Origin of the sequence: Anaerovorax odorimutans DSM 5092, from assembly GCF_000426305.1 — a bacterium.
GTDB classification, from domain to species: domain Bacteria; phylum Bacillota; class Clostridia; order Peptostreptococcales; family Anaerovoracaceae; genus Anaerovorax; species Anaerovorax odorimutans.
Genome location: NZ_AUFC01000009.1, coordinates 1 through 22,583 on the forward strand (window position 1 = coordinate 1; position 22,583 = coordinate 22,583).

Annotated in this window: 23 protein-coding genes; 6 read left to right on the forward strand and 17 right to left on the reverse strand. The window is 34.3% G+C overall.

Going from position 1 to position 22,583, the window contains the following annotated elements:
* From K292_RS16010 to cysD, 5 genes are all read right to left on the reverse strand, one after another.
* Window positions 1–2,145: DUF4347 domain-containing protein (locus K292_RS16010; protein WP_037372543.1), on the reverse strand; the 2,145-nt coding region annotated here is incomplete at its 3' end.
* Entirely contained in the window at window positions 2,129–3,226 is a 1,098-nt protein-coding gene (locus tag K292_RS16015; RefSeq protein ID WP_051280329.1) for a TIGR03032 family protein, read from the reverse strand. The genes K292_RS16015 and K292_RS16010, both read right to left, overlap by 17 nt.
* Window positions 3,227–3,360: 134 nt before the next feature.
* Window positions 3,361–4,107, reverse strand: coding sequence for a sulfite exporter TauE/SafE family protein (locus K292_RS0104770; RefSeq protein WP_027398874.1), 747 nt, complete (start codon window positions 4,105–4,107; stop codon window positions 3,361–3,363).
* Window positions 4,108–4,123: 16 nt separating this feature from the next.
* The gene (cysC, locus tag K292_RS0104775) at window positions 4,124–6,010 is read right to left on the reverse strand and encodes an adenylyl-sulfate kinase (RefSeq protein WP_245570824.1); all 1,887 of its coding nucleotides are present in this window, start codon (window positions 6,008–6,010) and stop codon (window positions 4,124–4,126) included.
* A gap of 1 nt (window position 6,011) precedes the next feature.
* Window positions 6,012–6,893 (reverse strand): sulfate adenylyltransferase subunit CysD, encoded by an 882-nt coding sequence (gene cysD / locus K292_RS0104780; protein ID WP_027398876.1) that lies wholly within the window; start codon window positions 6,891–6,893, stop codon window positions 6,012–6,014.
* A gap of 296 nt (window positions 6,894–7,189) precedes the next feature.
* Between cysD and K292_RS0104785 the strand changes: the two genes are divergently transcribed.
* Window positions 7,190–7,918 carry a LytR/AlgR family response regulator transcription factor gene (locus K292_RS0104785; RefSeq protein WP_027398877.1) on the forward strand — a complete coding sequence of 243 codons (729 nt, stop codon included), beginning with the start codon at window positions 7,190–7,192 and terminating at the stop codon, window positions 7,916–7,918.
* On the forward strand, window positions 7,911–9,728 hold the full coding sequence (locus tag K292_RS0104790) for a sensor histidine kinase (protein WP_051280334.1): 1,818 nt from the start codon (window positions 7,911–7,913) through the stop codon (window positions 9,726–9,728). Before K292_RS0104785 ends, K292_RS0104790 begins: the two co-directional genes overlap by 8 nt.
* A 172-nt stretch (window positions 9,729–9,900) precedes the next feature.
* Here K292_RS0104790 and K292_RS0104795 read toward each other — a convergent pair whose 3' ends face one another.
* A complete protein-coding gene (locus K292_RS0104795; RefSeq protein WP_027398879.1) occupies window positions 9,901–10,554 on the reverse strand; it encodes a hypothetical protein in 654 nt (217 codons plus the stop codon).
* A 139-nt stretch (window positions 10,555–10,693) separates the two neighbouring features.
* On the opposite strand from K292_RS0104795, the gene K292_RS19510 reads away from it, so the two are divergent.
* Entirely contained in the window at window positions 10,694–10,816 is a 123-nt protein-coding gene (locus K292_RS19510; protein ID WP_156900474.1) for a hypothetical protein, read from the forward strand.
* Here K292_RS19510 and K292_RS17720 read toward each other — a convergent pair.
* From K292_RS17720 to K292_RS0104840, 9 genes are all read right to left on the reverse strand, one after another.
* Window positions 10,780–12,375, reverse strand: a complete 1,596-nt coding sequence (locus tag K292_RS17720; RefSeq protein ID WP_051280336.1) for a M56 family metallopeptidase — start codon at window positions 12,373–12,375, stop codon at window positions 10,780–10,782. The two genes, K292_RS19510 and K292_RS17720, sit on opposite strands and share 37 nt — an antisense overlap.
* Window positions 12,372–12,758 carry a BlaI/MecI/CopY family transcriptional regulator gene (locus tag K292_RS0104805; protein ID WP_156900475.1) on the reverse strand — a complete coding sequence of 129 codons (387 nt, stop codon included), beginning with the start codon at window positions 12,756–12,758 and terminating at the stop codon, window positions 12,372–12,374. Before K292_RS0104805 ends, K292_RS17720 begins: the two co-directional genes overlap by 4 nt.
* A 264-nt stretch (window positions 12,759–13,022) precedes the next feature.
* Window positions 13,023–13,814 carry a NisI/SpaI family lantibiotic immunity lipoprotein gene (locus tag K292_RS0104810; protein ID WP_027398881.1) on the reverse strand — a complete coding sequence of 264 codons (792 nt, stop codon included), beginning with the start codon at window positions 13,812–13,814 and terminating at the stop codon, window positions 13,023–13,025.
* A 367-nt stretch (window positions 13,815–14,181) separates the two neighbouring features.
* On the reverse strand, window positions 14,182–14,769 hold the full coding sequence (locus K292_RS0104815; RefSeq protein ID WP_027398882.1) for a dienelactone hydrolase family protein: 588 nt from the start codon (window positions 14,767–14,769) through the stop codon (window positions 14,182–14,184).
* Between the two features lie 63 nt (window positions 14,770–14,832).
* Window positions 14,833–16,200, reverse strand: a complete 1,368-nt coding sequence (locus K292_RS0104820; protein WP_027398883.1) for a sensor histidine kinase — start codon at window positions 16,198–16,200, stop codon at window positions 14,833–14,835.
* Complete coding sequence (locus K292_RS0104825; protein WP_027398884.1) at window positions 16,191–16,850, reverse strand: response regulator transcription factor; 660 nt, start codon at window positions 16,848–16,850, stop codon at window positions 16,191–16,193. Before K292_RS0104825 ends, K292_RS0104820 begins: the two co-directional genes overlap by 10 nt.
* Window positions 16,851–16,905: 55 nt before the next feature.
* Window positions 16,906–17,664, reverse strand: coding sequence for a lantibiotic immunity ABC transporter MutG family permease subunit (locus K292_RS0104830; RefSeq protein ID WP_027398885.1), 759 nt, complete (start codon window positions 17,662–17,664; stop codon window positions 16,906–16,908).
* Window positions 17,665–17,666: 2 nt separating this feature from the next.
* Entirely contained in the window at window positions 17,667–18,389 is a 723-nt protein-coding gene (locus K292_RS0104835) for a lantibiotic immunity ABC transporter MutE/EpiE family permease subunit (protein WP_027398886.1), read from the reverse strand.
* Entirely contained in the window at window positions 18,382–19,086 is a 705-nt protein-coding gene (locus K292_RS0104840; protein WP_027398887.1) for a lantibiotic protection ABC transporter ATP-binding protein, read from the reverse strand. The genes K292_RS0104835 and K292_RS0104840 overlap by 8 nt, the downstream gene beginning before the upstream one ends.
* A 516-nt stretch (window positions 19,087–19,602) precedes the next feature.
* Here K292_RS0104840 and K292_RS0104845 point away from each other — a divergent pair.
* Window positions 19,603–20,112, forward strand: a complete 510-nt coding sequence (locus K292_RS0104845; RefSeq protein ID WP_027398888.1) for a GNAT family N-acetyltransferase — start codon at window positions 19,603–19,605, stop codon at window positions 20,110–20,112.
* 333 nt (window positions 20,113–20,445) lie between these two features.
* On the opposite strand, the gene K292_RS0104850 is transcribed toward K292_RS0104845, so the two are convergent.
* A complete protein-coding gene (locus K292_RS0104850) occupies window positions 20,446–20,649 on the reverse strand; it encodes an S-layer homology domain-containing protein (protein WP_027398889.1) in 204 nt (67 codons plus the stop codon).
* A gap of 85 nt (window positions 20,650–20,734) precedes the next feature.
* Between K292_RS0104850 and K292_RS18800 the strand changes: the two genes are divergently transcribed.
* Both K292_RS18800 and K292_RS0104860 read left to right on the forward strand, forming a co-directional pair.
* Entirely contained in the window at window positions 20,735–20,875 is a 141-nt protein-coding gene (locus K292_RS18800; protein WP_169515421.1) for a hypothetical protein, read from the forward strand.
* Window positions 20,876–21,214: 339 nt separating this feature from the next.
* A complete protein-coding gene (locus tag K292_RS0104860; protein ID WP_027398890.1) occupies window positions 21,215–21,433 on the forward strand; it encodes a hypothetical protein in 219 nt (72 codons plus the stop codon).
* A 126-nt stretch (window positions 21,434–21,559) separates the two neighbouring features.
* Here the strand turns inward: K292_RS0104860 and K292_RS0104865 are convergent, their stop codons facing one another.
* Complete coding sequence (locus K292_RS0104865) at window positions 21,560–22,552, reverse strand: serine hydrolase domain-containing protein (RefSeq protein WP_027398891.1); 993 nt, start codon at window positions 22,550–22,552, stop codon at window positions 21,560–21,562.
* Window positions 22,553–22,583 lie beyond the last annotated feature (31 nt).

A 22,583-nucleotide genomic window follows, 5' to 3' on the forward strand; every position in this document is an offset into this window, starting at 1 on the left:
TACCGTTGGCGCATCATTTACCTCATTTACAGTTATCGTTGCCGTTGCTTCTTCGGAATACACTGTTCCATCATTTACCTTCCATGTAAAGCTGTCTGTTCCAACATAATTTGTATCAGGAGTATATGTAAATGTACCATCTGTGTTTACCGTTACGCTTCCATGACTTGGATCTTTTACCTTTACATAAGTTAAGTGATCTCCTGTATCCGCATCTGCTGCATATGTGGTTAAATCTCCATTAATTGCTGTATCTTCATTTGTTGTAAAGGTATGATTACTTACTGTCGGTGCATCATTAACTGCCGCAATTGCTAATGTCATTGTTGCTGCTGAAGAATATGAATTGCCGTCACTGGCTTTCCATGTAAAGTTTGTATCTCCGTTAAAATCTGCTGTAGGAACAAAGGTTATATTTGCTAAATCAGCAGCATTGATATCTTGCCCTGCTGTTACATTTGAATCATTCACTTTTAATGTTCCGTTCGCCGGCAGGGTTACAATCTGTACCTTACTTAATGCATCACTTTCTTCATCCGCATATATTTCTGCCCCGTTAAAATCCGCTATGGCAAAACTCATTGTTGTATCTTCCGTGCCATCTTTTGAGCTGTTTGAAATCGTTGGCGAATTGTTAGCAGGAGCAGGAGCTGTCATGTTACTAACAGAAAATGAGTCTAACTGCAAAGTACTAGCATTAGTCGTGTCAGCATAAACAGTAAAATAATCCAGATCCTTTGATGATAAAATATCAAATCCGGTAAAATCAGCCTGTTTAGCCCCTCCAGAGCTATGAACATATGAGTCAGTTACGGTGAATGTACCTCCAGCATAATGTCCAACAATTCTCACATTGTTTAAATCCGCGTACGTCGCGTAAAATGCAAGTAAGCTGATAGCATCAAGTCTAAAAGTACTAAGTGAGGAGCCATTGGCTGCAACTTTAATTGCAACAGTTCCTGATGATGAAGAAGATGCATAAGCGCCATAGTATTTATCTAAATCTACAGATGTACCATTAACATTTGCACTTACTAAGAAATAGTCATTACTAAGAGTAGCACCATTATCAGTAAGGTCGTTATAACTGCAAATACTAGTAGGCCATAATATTTTTATAAATTTTCCCATTGCTTCTTTTGTAAACGGTGGCTTACTTGCTACATCCCCAACAACCGCCTCCAGCGTCCAGTCTCCACCTTTATCTTCTGCACCTGTAGGATTAATCGATGCAGCAACATCAGCTCCAGTCACTTGAGCTAATTTGGTTATAAAGTTTTTTCCTTCTTCACCTTTTGCAACATTACAGCCAAAAAGCTGAATATCCCCATCCTTACTTAGATAACCTGAAAGCTTTTGCCATTTATCTTTATCTTTTTCTAGTTCTTCAATATCAATGGCTCCATTTTTAAATTTTAATTCTCCGCTAGTACCATGAGAAATAATATTCAAACAATCTACTTTCTTCATAGCTTCTAATTTAGAAAGAATAGCATCTAAGGGATCATTCTTTCCATCTAATAACAGAATTTCTCCCTCTTTTACCCCGTCCCTGAGCAATTCCCAATCTTCTAAAGAAGTATCAATAACTGTGAGGATTTTTCTTTCTTGTTTTTCAAAATATGTGATATCAGAGTCTCCATCAATTAAGACCCCTTGAGCTTCTATTGGTTCATATGAATTCTTAGGTGCTTTACTTGTAATCATATGAAGCGAGGTAGTCTTGATGTCCTGTACTGACTGTGTATTTTTATTACTTAGAAAGCTATCTTCATCCAAAACAACACTGCTTTCTCCACTTAAGATAGCATCATTTTCATCCTGTTTCAGAGTATTTGTAATCAAGGCGGAAGACTGATAGTCCGAAACTGCTTGTGCCATAATGGGTGTTGTCTGTAATGTGACCAAAAGGGCCGCGATTGTCACACAAGATGCTATTTTTTTGTATATTTCTGTTCCTTGAAAAGCATCAGCAATTTTTTCAATCATTCTACGTTCATCTATCTGTTGATTCTTATCAATTTTTTCAAGTAAATCAATGCAAGCTCTTCTTTGTTTATGAGTCTCTAAATAACTTTCATCAATTTCATATTTGTTAAAAAGTGATTGTTGATATGTATTAAAGCCCTTATTTCTTCGTTTCATTTTGAGATTCCTCCTTTATTGAAATACGCTTGGTATCCACTATATTCTCCACCCATTCACATCCAAATGGAGTAATTAATGCTCTATGCTTTAATGATTGCTGATAATTGAGGATATTTACTCGTTTATATCCTTCCAAAATATGAACGTCATACAGTTCTTCCACATCGCTTTCATACTCTATTTTACCCACAACTTCTCCAGAATTTAGATCAACAATAACTACGCCAGCCTTTATTTCTTTATCTACAAGTTCTAAATCCGAAAAAGTATGTGTATTTCGAAGTTTGCTTATCCCAATGAACGCATACTGGTCTTTAAAGCTGAGACCTCTGATAAATCCATCCAATTTTGCAACCACTTGATAAGACTTCGTTTTTAAGTCTACCTTGATTAGCTGCTCCGTAGCGGATAAAAGCATATAAATATCCCCTTTATATACTCTGGGCGAATGAGGCATAGGCAGACCTGATAAAACAATCTGATTTGTTTTTACATCCATTAGAATTCCACTTGTCAGCTTGTTCTCACGCCATCCTTCCTTTGAAGCAGTCTCTCCAAACGCCGTAACATATCGAATCTCACTGGAATCATCCACAGCCATTCCATTAAGATGACACAAATCCTGAGGGATATATTTTTCAATAAACGGAGGCTTCCAAATTGGATTGAAGGAATATTCGCCATCCAAACGACAAAGACAACTAAAAGAAGTATTCACTCCTATCAATCCTTTTTTAGTAAATGCAATATCATGAATATCTACATAATCTGTTCGAAAAACTGAAGTTGGATAGTAGAAAGCATCATACACATCAGGCTTTTCTGGATAAGTTTTTGCTAAATTAGGATCTGTTCGAAAAACTGTCACCCCTAATGCTCCTGCTAACGCCATCAGCGGTTTTCGTAAAGCAATCCCCATGGGTCTAGAAAATTCTCTTACTAACTGATACATCCTTTCTCCGTCACTGGACAATATAATTACTTTTCCGGCCTGATAAGTAGACAATATCAAAGAAATGTTCAATTTATCAAGCAATTCCAGCGTTTGTCCGCTGTAAGAACATTGAAATGGTCTCATTCTATTCCTTTCTGATACACACTTTTGTAAATGCTATATGTGATTCTTTATTTTATAATATTTATGAAAATTTTTCCATTTATTTCTTGAAAATCTCAGGATATGAAAAACATGCTTTTACTAAATATTTTATCCTATACAATAAGTAAAATGATACTTCTGAGATTTAGGATAATTATCAAAATACCAACTATTATAAGCAGATTTTTTGTTGGCATTTTCTTGCATACATAAGCTGCCAAAGGGGCTGCTAAAACCCCTCCAATAGCCAGTCCAGCAATATATTTCCAATATTCTCCAATTCCCAAAAAAAGAGTAAACGTTAATGCTTGTACTATGGTTACAAAAAATTCAGCGGTATTTACTGAACCTATCGTATATCGAGGCGGGTGACCAGAGGCAACCATTGTTGAAGTGACAATAGGTCCCCAGCCTCCACCTCCTACTGCATCAAAAAATCCTCCAATCAATCCCACCAAAACTAATTGTTTTCCTTTAATTAACTTTCGAGAAATACCATGTATCCCTCTAATCAAAACAACTATACCCATAACGAGCAAGTAAATATTTACTATAGGAGAAATCATATCACCAGGAAATGATGTAAGAATATATGCACCAAGAGCTCCGCCAATGACACCGGGAAAAACTAGCTTTTTAAAGATTGTCCAATCAATGTTTTTCATTTTCCAGTGAGAAATCCCTGAAACCAAGGTAGTAAACACTTCTGCTGTATGTACGCTGGCACTGGCAATTTTAGGTGAAATTCCTATAGTAGTTAAAAATGTTGTTGAACTAACACCATACGCCATTCCAAGTGATCCATCAATCATTTGTGCCATAAACCCAATAATAACAATACTGATGAAATTAATGTCCATTATCTTTTCTCCGCTTTTATATTTTAAAATGCTTTTCTAAATAAAATAGTACCTGCTCTACACACTCTCTTATATCATTCTTTTCTGTATCTAAAATCAAATCGGGACAGTCTGGTTCTTCATATGGAGAAGACACACCCGTAAAGTTTTTTATTTTCCCCTCCATTGCTTTGGAATACAAGCCTTTGGTATCTCTTGCAAGACACGTTTCGAAGGAAGCTTTTACGTAGACTTCAACAAATCCAAGCTCTCCTATGATATTCTTTGCTTTTTCGCGCATACTCCTAAGTGGTGATATAAAAGAAACCAGAGTAATCATTCCACTCTCTTTAAAAAGCTTCGCTGTCTCTGATACTCTTCTGATATTCTCATCTCGATCAATAAGGGAAAATCCTAAGTCTGAATTCAATCCATCTCTAATATTGTCACCATCTAGTCTGAATGACAGTTTACCTTGATTCATCAACTGTCTTTCCAGTTCAATTGCTATAGTTGATTTTCCTGCACCAGATAGCCCTGTAAACCATAATACGATTCCCTGTTGCCCTAATTGTCCACAGCGTTCTTCATAAGAAACTTTTCCGCTTTGAGTAAATAAAGGCATTTCCAATGTTTCTGAATAGTTTTTAATATTTTCCAGAATTATTCCACCGCCTGAAATATTATAATTTTCTACTATGACAAATCGTCCTGCACTTGGAAAAAGATCAGCTGTGTCAAAAGCAATTTCTTTATCAAGTGTCAATATACATTCTGCGATTTCATGCCTTTCCACTTTATTTTCATTTTTTGCTAAAATTTCTATATTGGAAGCATCCATTATACTTAAAATTTTCTCAACTTTTACATCTATTTTAGTTGTCCCTATTTTAAATAAATATTTTTTCCCTTCCATTAAAGACTGTTTCCCCAACCAAAAAAGCCTTGTCTTTATATGCCTTCCTACAAAAGGGGGCTGCTCCCCAAGCTTTATGGCAATTTCTCCCCTTTGAAGAAAAAGTTGTTCTTCTAATGTAAATCCGGTAGCATACCCTACTGTGACCTGATTAATTTTTTCTTTACCAAAACATTCAATAGATTTTAATCTGCTTTTCTTTTCAGATGGATAAAAAATAAGTTGGTCGCCAATGTTCAGCGTGCCCGAGTCTACTGTTCCTGCTATAATTCTCCTTTGATCTCCATCTTTAGTAAATTTATAAATATCTTGAATGGGCATTCTGAAAGGTTTTTCCAGCGTTTTTTCTTCTCCTTTTAAAGTCTCCAAAGTTTCTAAAAGAGTTTTTCCGTCATACCATTCCATATGTTCAGAATAATTGACAATATTATCACCATAAAAACCACTTATAGGGATGAACGACTGTGGTTTTAAAGATGTCCCTTGAAGAAATTCAATGTATTCCTCTGTTATTTCATCAAACCTTTCTTTCTTGTATCCTACTAAATCCATTTTGTTGATTAAAATGCAAACCTGCTCGATTCCCAATAAAGATAAATATACACCATGCCTTTTAGAGTTATCCCGTACACCTTCAACTGCATCAATTACCAACACCGCCGCATCTGCACGAGAAGCACCAGAAACCATATTTTTTATAAACTCTGTATGTCCCGGTGCATCAATTAATATGTAATTTTTATTTTTTGTTTTAAAAAAACATCTCGCTGAATCAATGGTTATACCCTGTGACTGTTCCTCTTTTAGTGCATCTAATAAAAATGCATATTCAAAAGGTCTGGCTGTTTTACGGCATTTTTCTCTTATCTGCTCTAATTTTCCTTCCGGTAAAGAACCATAATCCATTAATAAACGCCCAATAACCGTACTTTTACCATGATCTACATGTCCTGCGAAAACTACACGCATGTCTTGTTGAAGAGAAGAAGTATCCATTATCTTATCCATGCTACATATACCCATCCCTTCTGAGTTCTTCCAGCCCTCCGCCGTCTTCCTTATCTTGCTCTCGTCCAGCTCGTTCAGCAATATTAGCAAATTTGCCATCCTTTAGTTCATAAACAATTTCCCGGACAGTTTTAGCTGTTGATTTTACTGGCTTTGTACATGGAGCACATCCTAAAGAACGATACCTGCTGCCTTCTCCTTGGTCAAAATATAATGATACTACGGGAATTTTTTCTCGTTCAATATATTCCCAAATATCTAATTCTGTCCAATCAAGCAAAGGATGAATACGTACATGTGTGCCCGGAGCAAATTCTGTTTTATATTGGTTCCATAATTCCGGAGGTTGTTCAGCAATATTCCAATCATTGTTTTTATCCCTGGGCGAAAAATATCTTTCCTTTGAACGGCTTCCTTCTTCATCTGACCGAACGCCTACAATGACACCAGTAAAAGGTTCCGTGTTTTTATCTTCTTCGTATAATCCACTCTGATGATTCAACCTATATCGAATACCTTCTCCATTTAAAACTTTTTTTAGTGCTTCTGTCTTTAAATTTTTACAGCATTGTATTCTGTTTGTAACTCCATCTGGATAAGTATTTTTATTCATCAATGCCTCTGTATTTTCTCCATAGATCATATCCAGATTCCATTTTTTTGCAATTCTATCTCTATATTCAATCATCTCAGTTATTTTAAAATGTGTATCAATATGCACAAGAGGCATAGGAACATGTCCAAAAAAAGCTTTTCTTGCAAGCCATAATAAGACGGTGCTATCTTTACCAATCGACCAAAGCATACAGAGGTTTGGAAATTGCCTGTAAGCCTCTCTTAAAATATAGATGCTTTTATTTTCCAATTTATCAAGATGGTTCAATTTAACTCCTCCATTACTATACTATCTAATCAATTAATAAATAAGAGTATATAATTATGATTAAATTTCTCACACAAATTAAAAAATTTTTTCCTTTTAATTTTTTTGCTTCATTTTAAAGGTATAAAGTGGTATATTTTTCTTGTTAATACCATTTTAAAGAAAAATTATTTTCTTTAAAGTACTGAACCTGCACCTGTTTGCCACAAAATTGGTACTTGACAAATTGACATATTTATGTATAAACCGTATAATATAAAAATCTTGAAATATGATTTTGACGAAAGGACTTCGAAATGGAGTATTTAAATATTGCTGTCTGTGAGGACTGCCTCGAAGAACAAAAACAACTCATATCTCTCATTGAAAACAATGGTTTTTCTACAAAAATATCAGTATTTAACAGTGGAGATGAAATACTTAAGGAATATGGAACGGGTAAATTTGACCTTATTTTTATGGATATTTATATGGATGGTATATCGGGTGTGGAAACCGTTACTGCCATTCGTAAGATTGATGAAAATGTTCCTGTTGCCTTTACTTCAACCAGTACTGAGCATACACTGGAAAGCTATCGCTTAGGAGCCTTAAAATACATAGAAAAACCTGTAAAAGCAAAGCCTGTTCATGAACTTTTGGAACTGGCACGACTAAAAAAAGAAAACACTCCACGGCTTATTCTTAAAATAAAAGGAAAAGATATCTCTATTCCCTTTGATAGAATATTATATGCCGAACAAAATGCTCACACACTTTCTCTGTTTTTAGAAGGTGGTGAATTGTTACAGTTAACTGAAAAACTGGATAATATTAAAGAACAATTTGAGGGACATGATTTCTTTCGCTGTCACAAAAGCTATCTGGTAAATTTTGCTTATGTAAAAAGCCTAGATAAGGAATTAATGGTGTTTTCCATGAAAGAGGGCAAAAATGTGCATATCCGCAGAGAAAGTATGGCAAAAGCACGAAAAGCCTTTGAAGCTTACCTTTTTGACATGGCAAGGAGGATGAGCCATGAATAAAAAAAGAATTATTTTTGTCTTTATAGCCGGTATCTTTTTTATTTTGTTAACAGCACTAGTTATAGGTGCATTACGTTTTAATAACACTATTTCGGCAGATACTCTCTCAGTAATCGAACTTACAGAAGTCACAGCAGTTATTGATGGCAAGGAACAAAATATATCTTTGCCATATAGCTTTCAAAACCTGTCTCCAAGAACTCCTGTAACAATTACGTTCAAATTTGATGCAAAAAAGAACGATTGTCTGTATATCAAAAGTGTATATGCACCTCTGAAGGTTTATTCCAATAATAGTTTGATTTACAAATACGGACAGAAAAGTACCTACCCGAAATTTATGCAGGATCCTGCTACAGCAGTGGAAATTGTGCCGCTGCCGGATACGGAACAAAATATCAAGCTGCGAATGGAATATTTGTCACCTTGTTCCCGTGATGTTCTTATTATTCATCCTGTTTTACTAGGCAGCGAGACTGCTATCATGAAAAGCCTTTGCATTAAACTGGGATTTTCGTTTGTTTTTTCTTTAATAGAACTTTTTATAGGGTTATTCCTGTTTATAGCTAGTTTATTTGTAATATCCTTTGAAAAAAAAGGCATTGCTTTTTTTTGGCTTGGTTTTTTTGCATTTGCTACAGGAATTTGGGCATTCGATGAATGTAACTTGACAGGTCTTTTTATCCATAATCCTACAATCCTGTACCTTCTGGCATTTGCCGGGCTTTTTACTCTGCCCATCCCATTGATATATTTTGGACTAGAAGTAATAAACTTTAAAAATAAAATTCCGCTTTTACTTAATGCTCTACTACTTGGCATTTTTGCCTCTCTTGCACTGTTTTTCCAGCTTTTTGGCTTAGTCTCTCTTTCAAAGAGTATGTATCTATTTCATATCCTTATACCTTTTACACTATGCTTTTTTGCAGGGTGTATTTTGTATGAGGGTATAAAATGCCAAAACAAATCTGCAAAGCGATTCTTTTTTCCCATGTTGGTGCTTGCACTGTTTACCATATTGGAAACTGTGAACTATCAGCTGCGCTTTACCAATGTGCTGTCTCTTTTCTTCCAAATCGGTATTATGATTTTCATTTTAATGATGTGTATGAATGGTGGTATTTTTATCAGGGATTCTCTTCATTTACATGTGGAGAAGCAGCAACTTGAATTTGAAGTAAATCTCATGGAAAAACAGGTGGAGGCTCAGAAAAAACATCATAAGCTACTTCGTGAAAATGCAGAAATAGTTAAGGCACAGCGTCATGACTTACGTCATCAGCTTGCTGTAATCCGCAATTATAGTGAAAATGAAGATAACAGCAAGCTTATAAGCTATCTGAATACACTGATTGCAGAAATTCCTTTAGAGAAAGGTACAGACTACTGTGAAAACACAGCAGTCAATGCTATCGTTTCTCATTATGCTGGCATTGCTGAACAAAATGGCATTAAGCTATCCATAAAGCTTAATGTCCCAGAATACCCCGAGCAAATCACAGACAGCAACCTTTGTGTAATTTTCGGAAACCTTTTGGAAAATGCGGTTGAGGCCTGTGCGCGCATGACAGAAGGACATAAATTTATACGTCTGAACAGCCGTTTGCAGTACGAAATTTTGACTATCACCATGGATAACAGCTTTGATGGTAAATTTGTAAAAAAAGATGGTAAATTTGTTTCACGAAAGCGTAGAAAGCTGGGAATAGGTCTGGACTCAATAACATCAGTTACCGAAAAACATGGCGGCAGTGCAAGGTTTGAAGCAGACGGACTGGTATTTAAATCCTCGGTTTATGTAAAAGTATAAGATTCATAAATATCAGGCAAAAAAATACTAGAATACCAAAATTCTACAGTAATTGTCTATTTTTTAATAACTTTGTATGGAGTCTAAATCAAACAAACACAGAAAACCTCTAAAACTTAATTCAAATTATCCTTTTACAATTTTTTTCTATGTGCTCTTGTGTAGACATCCTCTATTCCAATGATTCTAGCTTGCCCAAAAGATCATGTATATTATAAAATTCAACTACTTTCTTTGCTTCTTCAAAAGAATTATAAATAGTAATCGTATTCTTTATCTTTTTCGTAGTATCAAGAGACATCTTATTGTTCCTATCTGAATTAAGTACATTTACCAGATAATCATTACCTGCTGAAGAAGGATTAATCCCTAAAAGTCCATTTTTCACAAGTTCTTTTTTCCAATTGGGTTGAAATACAATAAGTTGAATAAATGTAAACATATTAGGAGCTAAATAATAACACTGCAATTCATTATTCACGTAATATATTGGAGCATCTTTCACGGAAATATCAACTTCAATGTTGGTGGAGCCAAAACAGCCACCTAAACTATCTATTGCAAAAACACCGATTTGAGGCATAGGATAAAATTCCAACTTAGGAATTTCATCATCAAATATAAATCGTACATCATATTCTTCCGCTAAAACTCGGTATACCTTTTCCTGCCTATCTGAAACAGGCATTGAGAGTATATATTTTCCCGTAAATACTAATTTTTGTTCCTCTCCTGCACCATTTATTACACCAAGACTAGGTGCACCACTAAATCTTCGATATAATTGTTCCATGTCTATATAAAGTATTTTTTCTTCCATTAACATTTCAGATAACCTTTCTTTTCCTAATACGCTCACACCTCAAAATATTAACTATTTATCGAAACGTGATTATAATTTAAATAAAGATATTTTTGAATTTTGACGACTTACAAGCAACTTTATTCAGTAACAATCAAATATTATGCAACGTAAACAAACATACGCATGTAATATTGTATATGCTTCCGCAAAACAGGTTGGTTTCGATTATCTATCTAACTATTGCGACTATATACTTTTAGCCATCTCAACAAATTTTTTATAAAGCCCATCATCTATAATGCTGTAATACCCATTATAACCAATTTGCATAACAGATTTTCCATCTAATAAATAGGTATAATAATCAGTTGAAGTACCGTCCGGATAAGTTTCACGTATGAGATAACATTCATTAAGCGTTTTCATATCAATATTCGAAGGCCATGCAGCAGATTTTATCATATAATCAAAAATTAAATCTTCTGTAAGCTTTGCCTTATCACCTGACAACTTAAAAAAATCTGATTGCACCTGACCATTTTTCAGCTTAGCCAATGAGTAAGATACAGAAAATGCAGGTGTATTTAGTAAATCTACAGTTCTTTTCATCATTTTACCGTTTTCTCCAGGCAGATAAGCTGTAAGAGTCAGCTCTGTATAAGAATTATCTAATGAAATACTGTAACGTTTACCCGGCTCCCATGTTTTTGATTTATTAATATCCTCAAATAAATTACAAATTGCTGAAAATCCATCTGATTTGATTCTTCCAACAATGTAAATATTCCAATTTTCAGGATTTCCATAGCTTTGTGGAATTTCGAAACTTACCTCGTCTTCAGTGTGATAAGCACTCGCAGCAAGTTGATTAAGAGTTTCTTCAACAGAAATAGACTCAGCTCTTGCCCCTGTAAAAGTACCCCCAACGCATACCGCTGCTATTAAAAGCACAATAACCATAGTGGATATAAAAGTTTTTGGTTTCTTAATAATCATATTTAATCTCTCCTTTATGCCCCTTTTCCCTGATACCATTGTAGTCGCCGCATATAAAATACCGGAAGGCGCTTTTTTAACAGTAATCATATCAACAAGCGTATGTCCGTAATCCAGACGGTTTTCCTCTCCAATTTGCTTGATAACTGACTCATCGCAAGCCAGCTCGCTGTCAATGCGAGAAAGAATTGCCGCAGCCCAAACAAGTGGATTCCACCAATAAGCTGCAAGACATATGCCTCTCAAAATTGACCAGATATGGTCACCGTGGCGATAATGGCATAGTTCGTGAGTGAGTACATAACTAATACTATTTTCTTTTTCCGTAGCTTTAGGTGTCAGATAAACTCCCGGACGAAAGATACCAAACAAGCAAGGCGAGGCAATGTATCCACTGACATATACCGGCAGCATAAAATCAGCAGCATCATAAGCACTTCGCGTTTTATAAAGCCTCCTGTAAAATAACAAATTCGTTCCACAAATCCACGATCCAACTACGATAATGCCAACTAACCAAATAAGGTTCAATGTTGTATTAGCACTCTCTGCGTAATAAACGCTGGCTGCATCCCGTAAAATAGCTGGATTAACAACATTGACAGCAGTATTTCCAATACCCGTAGATATTGTACTGATATGCAGTTCTGAAATTGGCAGACCTTTCATTATGATATTCATAATGCTAAATGGACTTTTCAATAAAGGAAATGGCAACAGCAGTCGGATTAAAACCAGTCCCCATAGAGCATATTGTAATCTGTAGCTAATTTTACTGCGGAAAAGAAAACGCAAGACAATCACAGCCAAAATCAGAACGGACGATGTAATAATACATTCGATCATTTGTCTGTCTCCTTTTCTGCCTTACCTAATATGTCATATAGCTCGTCGATGTCCTCTTTACTCAATGCCTTTTGCCCTGCCATAGATGCCACCATCAGCCCAATACTTCCTTCGAAAACCTTGCTGAGAAAGCTCCCGGTTTCATAGAAAGTTGCGTCCTCTTTTTTCAATATAGGATAATAAAGCTTTGAGCGCCCTTCTTTTTTAAAACGAACTGCGCCCTTTGCTTCCATTCGCGACAACATCATAAAAATAGTTCCCTTTGTCCATGCGGTATCATCCTTTAGTGAAGATACAAGTTGTGCAATTGTACGAGGTGCTTTTTCCCATAAAAGCTTCATTAATTTCCATTCTCCGTCGGATAGATTGATATTTTCAGTCACAGTAATCCCTCCTTGGTTGACATTTGTTATCTTTACTATATACCGTTAGATAACAAATGTCAACCATCTTACTTTCCTATATGACTAAAAGATCCTATGCTTATTATTTTATAAAATTTGAAATAACCTTAACCTTATTACCCTTTTAAGATCTTATGCGCATATACTATCATTTGTATCTGAGTCATCTTAAATAATTAAAATTCTTGTCACATTGTTCACTTCCTATCATCAGAAAAACATTACGTTATCATTATTATCCTATCATACAATATCGGCACGAATATATTGATTATTAATTTCTACTGCTATGGATTTGCTCTTATCTGTATTTGAAATACTGAAAACTGTACCATAACTCCAGTTGACTCTTTTCTGCTTAGATATCTTACCGGGTTTAATTTCAATCTTATTAAGATCGCTTCTAAGGATTTCCAAATTTGTTTCAGAATCAAATACCTTATTACTGCCAATCACGCCGAGATACGCATCAAGGTCATTATCACTAATTTCAGTTTCAGTAATTTGGTACACACTACCTCCATACAAAATCTGAGTACAGTTGTCAGCGTTAATCATTATTTCTCCATCAGCTTTGTTCTGTAATTCTTCAAAAGATATTATTTCTGCATCATCAGCCAGTATTTTGGGAACTGCCTTATGAAACCTGCCATTTACACCAATAACCAGATTCTCACCATCTTCACTGTTCTTATAAATGTTTAAAAACTGAACCACATAAACAGCTTCATCGGGCAAACTACTCTTTAAATCTGACAAACTTAATTCCCGTAATTCAATAACTGTACGCTGTTGATCCAGCACAGCAAGCTTTTGGATATATCCGACCCATTGGCCTAGATTATCTTTGTCTACCGTGTCCTCTAAAATAAGATAATCTGTTCCTCCATAAATAAAAATAGCACCATCTTTGTCATTAAGAGAACAATATTCTCGTTGGCTTTTCCTGTCAGCTATTTCATTGTTCAGGAAAAAGCAGCCTGATATACTAAAGCACAAAAAGAGTAGTAAGATAACTAAGATTATTTTTTTCATTTATAATTCTCCTGTTCGCAAAATAATTTATATTTTCAATCTAGCATGTAAATCTAAAGAAATTATAAAGAAAAGTTAAATTATGATCTTATTTGAGTTGATTCTATACAATCCGAAACAATACTACTTTATTGGCATTTTGATCTTTGTGGTAATTCCCTATATAATATAAAAAAGAAAAAGGCTAACTACATTTCAAATGTATAAGGAGTATATTATAAGAGATAAATCGATAACACTCTCCAAAAAGAAGAAAACGAAGCTTTAGCAAGACACTCCATATCCTTAACCTTCCAAAGCCTATAAAGGTTGGAAGGTTTTTTCACGTGTTAGTCTGTATTCCCTAGAACCGATCTTATTTTTAACGCTATTTCATACATTCCCTTATAAAGCAGCGAATAGCCTCTTCTGCACATTTTGAAGCCTTATTATTGTAATTTCTAGAATAAGAATCTAAAAATCCATGCTCGGCATCAAACTCAATGATAGATAAATATTGTTTATCTTGAAGTTGGCAAACCAACGTATGAACATCAAAAGAATCTTCCTTCGCAAATAGTAAAAGCATTGGACAAATAGGATTTATATCAATATAATCCCTTATACGAGAACCATAACAAGCTACAATACCACTACATAATAAATTTTCACAGCATCTCCACGCTATAGTCGCTCCTACACTAAAACCAACAATAAATACATTGTCATATTTATTATTTAATTGATTAATAAAACTGCTGATTTCTTTATATACTTCAAACCCAACATTCTCCATAAAAAAGTTATATGCTTCTATAGATTCCTCGTATGAAAACGAAGACCTGTCAATCATATTTGGACAAAAGACATCATAACCGGCTTCTATAAACTTTTCACATTGCTCTATTATAAATTGGTTAACTCCATATATCTCATGTAGCACAACAATTGCTTGTTTACTTTTCTCTGATTTCATATCCAATAATTTAACCTCTTAAAATATTAATAGTAATATATTAAACTTTACGTACTACCGCCTTTAATCACAATAGCTATTTTTAATTGTAAGAGTTACAACCGCTCCGTGACCATCTTGTCGATTTGCGATTTCAAGCTGCCCTCCGTGTGACTCAGCTACTGATTTGGCAATGTAAAGTCCCAGACCATAGTGTTTTCCAGAACGTTCTGCCCTCTCGGTAAAAAACTCCATCGTTGCATTTTTAAATCCAGCAGCAGAAAACCCCTTACCGCTGTCAGCTACAATAAAAGATAATGTTTCTTTGTTCCCAGTAATTTTAAATTTAATGGCACTTCCATTAGAGGAATACTCAACTGCATTGTCCAGAATATTTAAAACGGCTCGGCTAATAAACGACTCATCCCCGCAGAATGTTTCCGGCAGAATGCTTTTCTCTATGCACAAAGCAATGTTTTTTACATTGCAGAGTGCTTTTGCTTGTTCCTCAATTTCCAAAAGAAAACCTTGAACGGGAAATGGATGCTTCAAAAAAACCGCAGAATCTGTGACAGTAGCAGTATCCATAAGCAGCTGGATATAGTTTTCAATTCTACCCGAGCTTATTTGGATATATTGCAACAAATCTTTATCTGTCTGTGGTAATTCTGATTCTAACAACAGTTCAGTATTGCCTTTAATAATTGTTAAAGGTGTTTTTATATCATGAGCAATGGCAGAAATTTGTGTTTTTTTACTTTGCTCTATATCCCATTGCTGGTTTAAGGAGTCTGATAATGCTGTTTTTAGTTCATCTATGGATTGCAAAACTGTATTTAATTCTCTAATTTGTGTAGGAACAATATTAAAATACAAATCCTTTTGTTTTATAGAATCAGTAGCTTTGATAATTGGAGCAAGTTCTGTTTTTAACTTCTTGCTAAATCTAAAGGCAATAATCACCGCTATAAAAATAAAACAAGCGAAGGATATAATAATAGCCATTATCTCAGGTTCTGGAAATAGTTTGTGTAACACAGGGGATGCAAAATGTGCCAATATATCATATTTAACGACAAGGCTGCTCCCGTCACTGCGTTGAATAAGCCTAAATTGTCCATTCGAGTTTCCAGACAAATACTCTTTCGCACGAGATATCTCGTTTTCCGACATATTGCTGCTTTGCACATCACCGCTTCTTCCAAATAATACATAGGTGCAGGATAGAGGAATTAAAGATTGATCAAAAGATTCACTTTCTATAAGCTGATTTTCTACTTTCTGTAAAGCTTGTTCAGCATAATTTGCAGGCAAAATAATCCCTTTTGCAAGTGCGTAGTAAAAGCTAGATATAAGAACTATAACAATTAAAACCATAATAGCGCAAAACGCCGCTAAATGACGTAAAAATAACGCATATAAAGAGGTAGCTTTTGGTTGCTTTATTTCCATTTATATCCTAACCCCCATACTGTTTCAATTGGACTTTCTGAACATCTGGCAAACTTTTCTCTGATATTCTTCACATGGACACGAATCGCAGTAATATCACTTTCAGAATCAAATCCAAAAGTTTGTTCAAGAATACGTTCAAGTGAAAAAACTTGACCTCTGTTTCGTGCCAATAGTTCGCAGATTTCGTATTCACTTTTTGTCAAAGGTATCTGGTTATCATTTGCTTTAATTTGTTTTTCGGATAAATCAAAGCGAATATTATCAAGCAATAGTGTTTGATGACGTTCTCGATGCTCTCTACGAAGATGTGCCGATACTCTTGCACGTAATTCAGAAAGGCTAAATGGCTTTTTAATATAATCATCTGCACCAAGTATAAGACCTTCTACAACATCTTTATCCATTGTCTTTGCCGTTAAGAAAATGATGGGACAATCTACATCTTGTCGAATACTACGGCAAAAAGAGAATCCGTCAACCTCAGGCATCATAACATCAAGTAAAATTATATCATATACTTTAAAATCTTTAGCCGTTAATCCTAATGCACTATTTTTACATGTAACAATATGACCATCCCTTGTAAGGGTATTCTCAATTAATTTGCATATATCTTTTTCATCATCAACTACAAAAATCTTTGCCATTTAATCCCTCCTGTTATCATTCTCTCTCTAATTCAGCGCAATTACAATTTCTATATTAATTCGCTTCATTTTTTCTACCTTCCCATTTTTCGCTCCATAGCTTTAACACTATAATGAGTATAGTACTTGAAATTAATATAAACAAGAATCCTTTATCTACTCCGGGATTGTTTAGAAAAAGCCTATTTGTTGCTTTACTCTCTACAAGTATACTACAAAAACGTGTTGCAATACTCCAAGGAAGAAACGGCCAAATGCGATCACCAAGCCCTGTTAAAAGGAGTGCCGATAATAAGCTGCCAACAATACCAGTACCAAGTCCTATTCCTTTTCCAAAAGCAAAACTTAAAATATATTGTAACACATATAATGGTAAATTCCCTAAAAATAAAAGTATAGCTGCTTTTAGATACAATGAAATCGGAAAAAATACATTGCCCATTGCATGAAACATAATACCAAAACCAAAAACTGCTATAAAAGAAGATAAAAGGCCAAATATCAGCAATACTGTGAGTTTTCCAAAGTGAGGGATATATTTTTTCCCAGGGGCACAGAGAAGCAATTGAAATGAGCCTGCTTGTAGTTCTTGTTCGGCTACCATTACTGTAATTATTCCTATTAAAAGTGGAAATGCCATTGATAACACTTGCAAGTAAGCTGATACTTTTAGTGTTTCGTCACACAATGAAACCGTATAGTAAGCAAGAAACGCTGCGGCCCCCAAAATGGGAATAAGAAGATGGACAAACAGCAGGGCTGAATGTATTACTTTAAAGCCATCAGACTTTATGCATCTAACAAATTGTTTCATTATTACACCTCACGTTTCTGAAACCATAGTGAAGTAACAAGTGTTACTAAAACATAAAGAACAACAGTAATCAATACCCCAGGCAAAATTACATTGGCATTGGCCATTTCACTGCCTGCCTCTACTTGTAATCCATTTGGCAGCACACCGATAGTAGGGCTCATAAGTCTTGCAGGAATAGCAAATGGAACCCACCAAAAGCTTTTTACCGCACAAACTACTGCAATCCCCAAATTACACAGCAGACTAAACAGAATAGCTGTAAATGCTCCCAATTTCTCTGTTACAAACATCCATAGTGGAATTTGCCATGCAAAAGTAATAAACAGCAATATACTTGCACAAAAGCTTGAAACTATAGTAATTGTATGTCCTAACATCATACCGCCAGCAGTAATTCCTATAAAGAATATCATACAAGTTGTGAATAGGAACAATGTGCATAGTATGGTTTGTGCATTCCAAAGTTTATTTTTCTGCACAGCTACCCCGAACAAACCATGTCTATTCGTTTTTTGTTCTCTCGCAGCTGTAAAAGCACAAAACATTGTAAAGCAGCCTGGTAAAAGCGTCGTATACCACCAATTATAGGCCCCGTTTTGCAGATTACTTCCCCCCATTAACGCAAAAGCCAATAAAATTGTAATAAGTGGAGCCAGCCACAATAATACTTTGTTAAAACTATGCTTTTGCTTTAACCATTCCGACTTAACAAAATTAAGCATTAAATTCACCTGCCTTTCGTACAACATCCATAAATAGTGCTTCCAGATCATTTGCAGCATCAATTTTATCCTCATACCATAGTCTGCCATTGGCAATAATACCGATATGATCAGCGATCTGTTCTACCTCTGATAAAATGTGGCTTGAAAGAATAACTGTAATTCCTTGCTGTGGAAGGGAGCGAATGAGTTCTCTAAGTTCTCCAATCCCAATAGGATCCAGTCCATTTGTAGGTTCGTCTAAAATTAGTAATTTTGGATTGTTTAACAATGCCATGGCAATGCCAAGACGTTGTTTCATTCCCATGGAAAAATGACCTGTACGCTTTTTTCCTGTGTTTTTAAGGTCTACAACTTTCAAAACCTCGGCAATACGACTATCAGGTAAACCGTAAAGTAAAGTTCTTACTTTTAAGTTTTCGTGAGCAGTCAAATTTTCGTAAATTGGAGGTGATTCAATAAGTGCCCCAATAGACAATAAATCATTACGACTCCATGGTCTTCCATTAAAATAAATCTCTCCAGAAGTGGGAGTTATCATTCCTGTTAATGTTTTCAATAAAGTGGATTTTCCCGCACCATTCGGACCAAGCAGCCCATAAACCGAATTTTCCATTATAGAAATTGAAATATTATTATTTGCTTTTTGTTTTTTAAAATTTTTGCACAAATTTTGTGTAACCAATATGTTTTTCATAAAAAATATCCTTTCTTCTTGTGATAACAAAAGAATAAAGGATATTTATAAAGATTTTATAAGCTTTTAATTTTATATTTTATATATATAATCTGTGCCAGATAATGCTACTAGTAATAAACATGTTTTATAGATTCAAAATTACCTTAACCTTCCCATTTATATTATATTATCTCAAAATATCTCAGCGCATCTTTAATCGCATCCATGCCTTAAAAATGGTATTATGACTTTAGTAGAGACAATGATTTTTAAAAAAATTCACTAGAAAGCCCAAAAATATACAGATACACAAAAGGAAGAGGCTGTTAAGTATTATTTTAAGTATCGAATAAATGCTTAAAAAACTATAAGTGCATTATGTTATCCAAGCAGAGCTATTCTTAATGCATGAATGGCTGAATAATATCCTTGGACAGCAAAAGAGTTGTTCATATCACAAGTCTTTGATAGAATAATACTAATGACCAAAAGGATCAAAAAATTATAAATTCAAATTTAATGGGAGGAATTTAGATGGATTGTAAAATACGAGAATGGCAAATAGAAGATGCAGAAAACCTAGCATTAACATTAAATAACAAGAAAATCCAAGACAATTTAAGAGATGGATTACCCTATCCATATACTGTCAAGAATGCAGAAGAATATATTACATCCATGTTGTCAGCAGATAAAGATACAACTTATGCCTTTGCAATTACGGTAAATGATAAAGCTATCGGAAGCATTGGAGTGTTTCGGTGTAACAATATTCATTTTAGAACTGGTGAAATAGGTTATTACATTGCAGAACCATATTGGGGAAAAGGGATTGGAGTAAGTGCAGTGAAACAGACTTGCCGGTATATTTTTGAACACACAGATATTATTAGGATTTTTGCAGAACCTTTTGCTTACAATACTGCTTCTTGTTGTATTCTTGAAAAGGTAGGCTTTCAATGTGAAGGCATTTTGCGAAAAAATGCAGTCAAAAACGGAGTTGTCCTTGATATAAAAATGTATGGGCTAATTAAAGAATATTAAAATAAACATTAACGGATTATTCTATTTATACGTCTAATTTAATTTTGGTATAAGGCAATTCCTTTTAAATAGAGTAATTTTAAATAAATATATAGTCTTAATAATTGCTATAGTTCATTATCTGCTATAAATAAAAACAAAGTAGCAAGAAATTTATAATCAATATTCTTTACCACTTTGTTTTTTGATAATTTTTTTAAATCTTAGTCGGCTATCATAATTTTTATACTAATATTCAAAAGAAATACAGCCAACTCATTCATCATATAATATTGAAATTAAGTTCATTTTGTTCTTACCTATTTTATAATCATCATTATATACTTTTATTGATTAAATCAAATTCAATGATAAAAGCATTTTATTAATCAAAACGGCTGTTTCAGCACGTGTCATGTATTCTTTAGGTCTCAACTTACCACTACTTCCTTTGACAATATTCATCTTTAAACAATAAGCAGCAGAACTCTTAGCCCAATTTGAAATATTTTTTCCAAACTGGTTAGATACTTTATCAATTTGAATTTGTTGTGCCAATTTTAATTATATTCTTACTTTTATAAAAGCTAACACATTGGATATATTTATTTCCCATGGGTATCCTAATTTTGAGGTGATAAAAATGGATTTTAAAAACCGAACTATCTTGGAAGGAAACATTGATAAACCAATTCCAGAGGATGTCTATCCGGTAATCGATACCGATCTTGCACGTGACAACATTGAAAACGATATTCCTGAATCTGATCTACAAGACCTGTGATTCCCTGCCGCCTATTCAGGCGGTTTTGGGTATAGAAATACAAAACTCAAAATTATTTGATACAATAAAAAAATTTACAACAGAAATTGTAAAACAAGGCGCAGAGATAATAATTAATAGATTATATAAAGATTTCTTTAATAGTTTTAACTTCTGAATTTTACAAAGAAATAAAAAGATGGTAAACTATACTAATAAATACTCAATTATTAATGAAATACTAATTGCTGTAGATAACCATGAAATATGACAAATTGAAAATGGTAATTATAATAGCAATATTGGTGTTAATAAATTAGAAATCATAAGACATGTTGTATAAATTAAGAGGAGTATTATATGTTGGAATTTTACAGAAAAAATTATATATCTAAAAATAATTTTATTAATATATTTGATGTCATTTTTGCAATAACTGTAACTATTGTAGGATATATAAGATTGCCAGGAGGTAATTTCTTTGCTTTATGGGTTATATTACTCATAATAGTTTGGATTAAAGCAATATTGACAATTTTTTGTATGATAAAATATCGAAATGCGAAAGAGATTGAATAATAATAAAGTTTGACAAACTAATTACAAACAATTTCTAAAATAGAACGTCAAAAGCTCTCTAGTAAAATGTAAACGCTCCGGCGGCGGCCGGAGCGTTTAAAAGTACTATAAAAAAGGTCCCTCGTTTTATCTTTGCAAGTACTCTTCTACAAATATTGGTTCAATATACTCTTTAATAAGTTCTATCCTATCCTTAGCATCCGGCATAAAAATAGAAGCAATAGAAATCACCATTTCTTTCTTTGCATTGACATAAATCACATTTCCGCCGTCACCCAGAGCCGCATAGCAATCCTTGTCAATGATCCACCAAAGATAGCCATAGGACAGATTGCCCCATTGGAAGCATCGGCTATGTTCAATTGTGCTCTCTGATATCCACTTAGCTGACACAATTTGTTTACCATCCCACGTTCCACCATTTAGATATAATTGGCCTATTTTTGCCATGTCCGTAGGTGTCAGGAAAAGTCCCCAGCTTGCTGTATTTATTCCTTGCGGGTCAACAACCCAGCCACTGGTGTTTTTATCATTCATAACGGCCATATGTTCTTCTTTATTTCGCAGCACCAAATTGTGCGTAACATTAATTCCCAATGGTGAGAATAATTTTTCTGTAGCAAAATCTAGTATAGACTGTCCTGTAGCTCTTACAAGAATACCTGACAAAAGGTGGGTGCCTCCGATAGCGGAATAATTGAATTCCCCGATAGCTCCCTCCCCGCCTAATAAATCAAGTGCATCTTTTGTGGGATTCTGGCTTGTGAAAAATTTTTCGTATGGTTCCGTCTTATATTTATATGGAGCCGTCATAGTAAGCAAATTTCTAATTGTAACACCTTGTATTGTTTTTTCACCTATTTCTACAGTGTAATCCGGGAAAAAGTCCAATACCTTCCGATTGATACTTTTAATATAGCCTTTATCAATAGCGATTCCAATTAACGCAGAAAAAACACTCTTTGTCACCGATGCAACATGAATAGCATTATTAATGGCATATCCATTAAAGTATTTTTCATATAATTTTATACCGTTTTTTTTTACAATAATGCCCGCAATATTACTATAGTCACTGTTTATTGTCTTTTCAAGCTCTTCGATTTTTTTCTGATTCATATAATCAATTTCCTCCTTTAAATTATAAAGG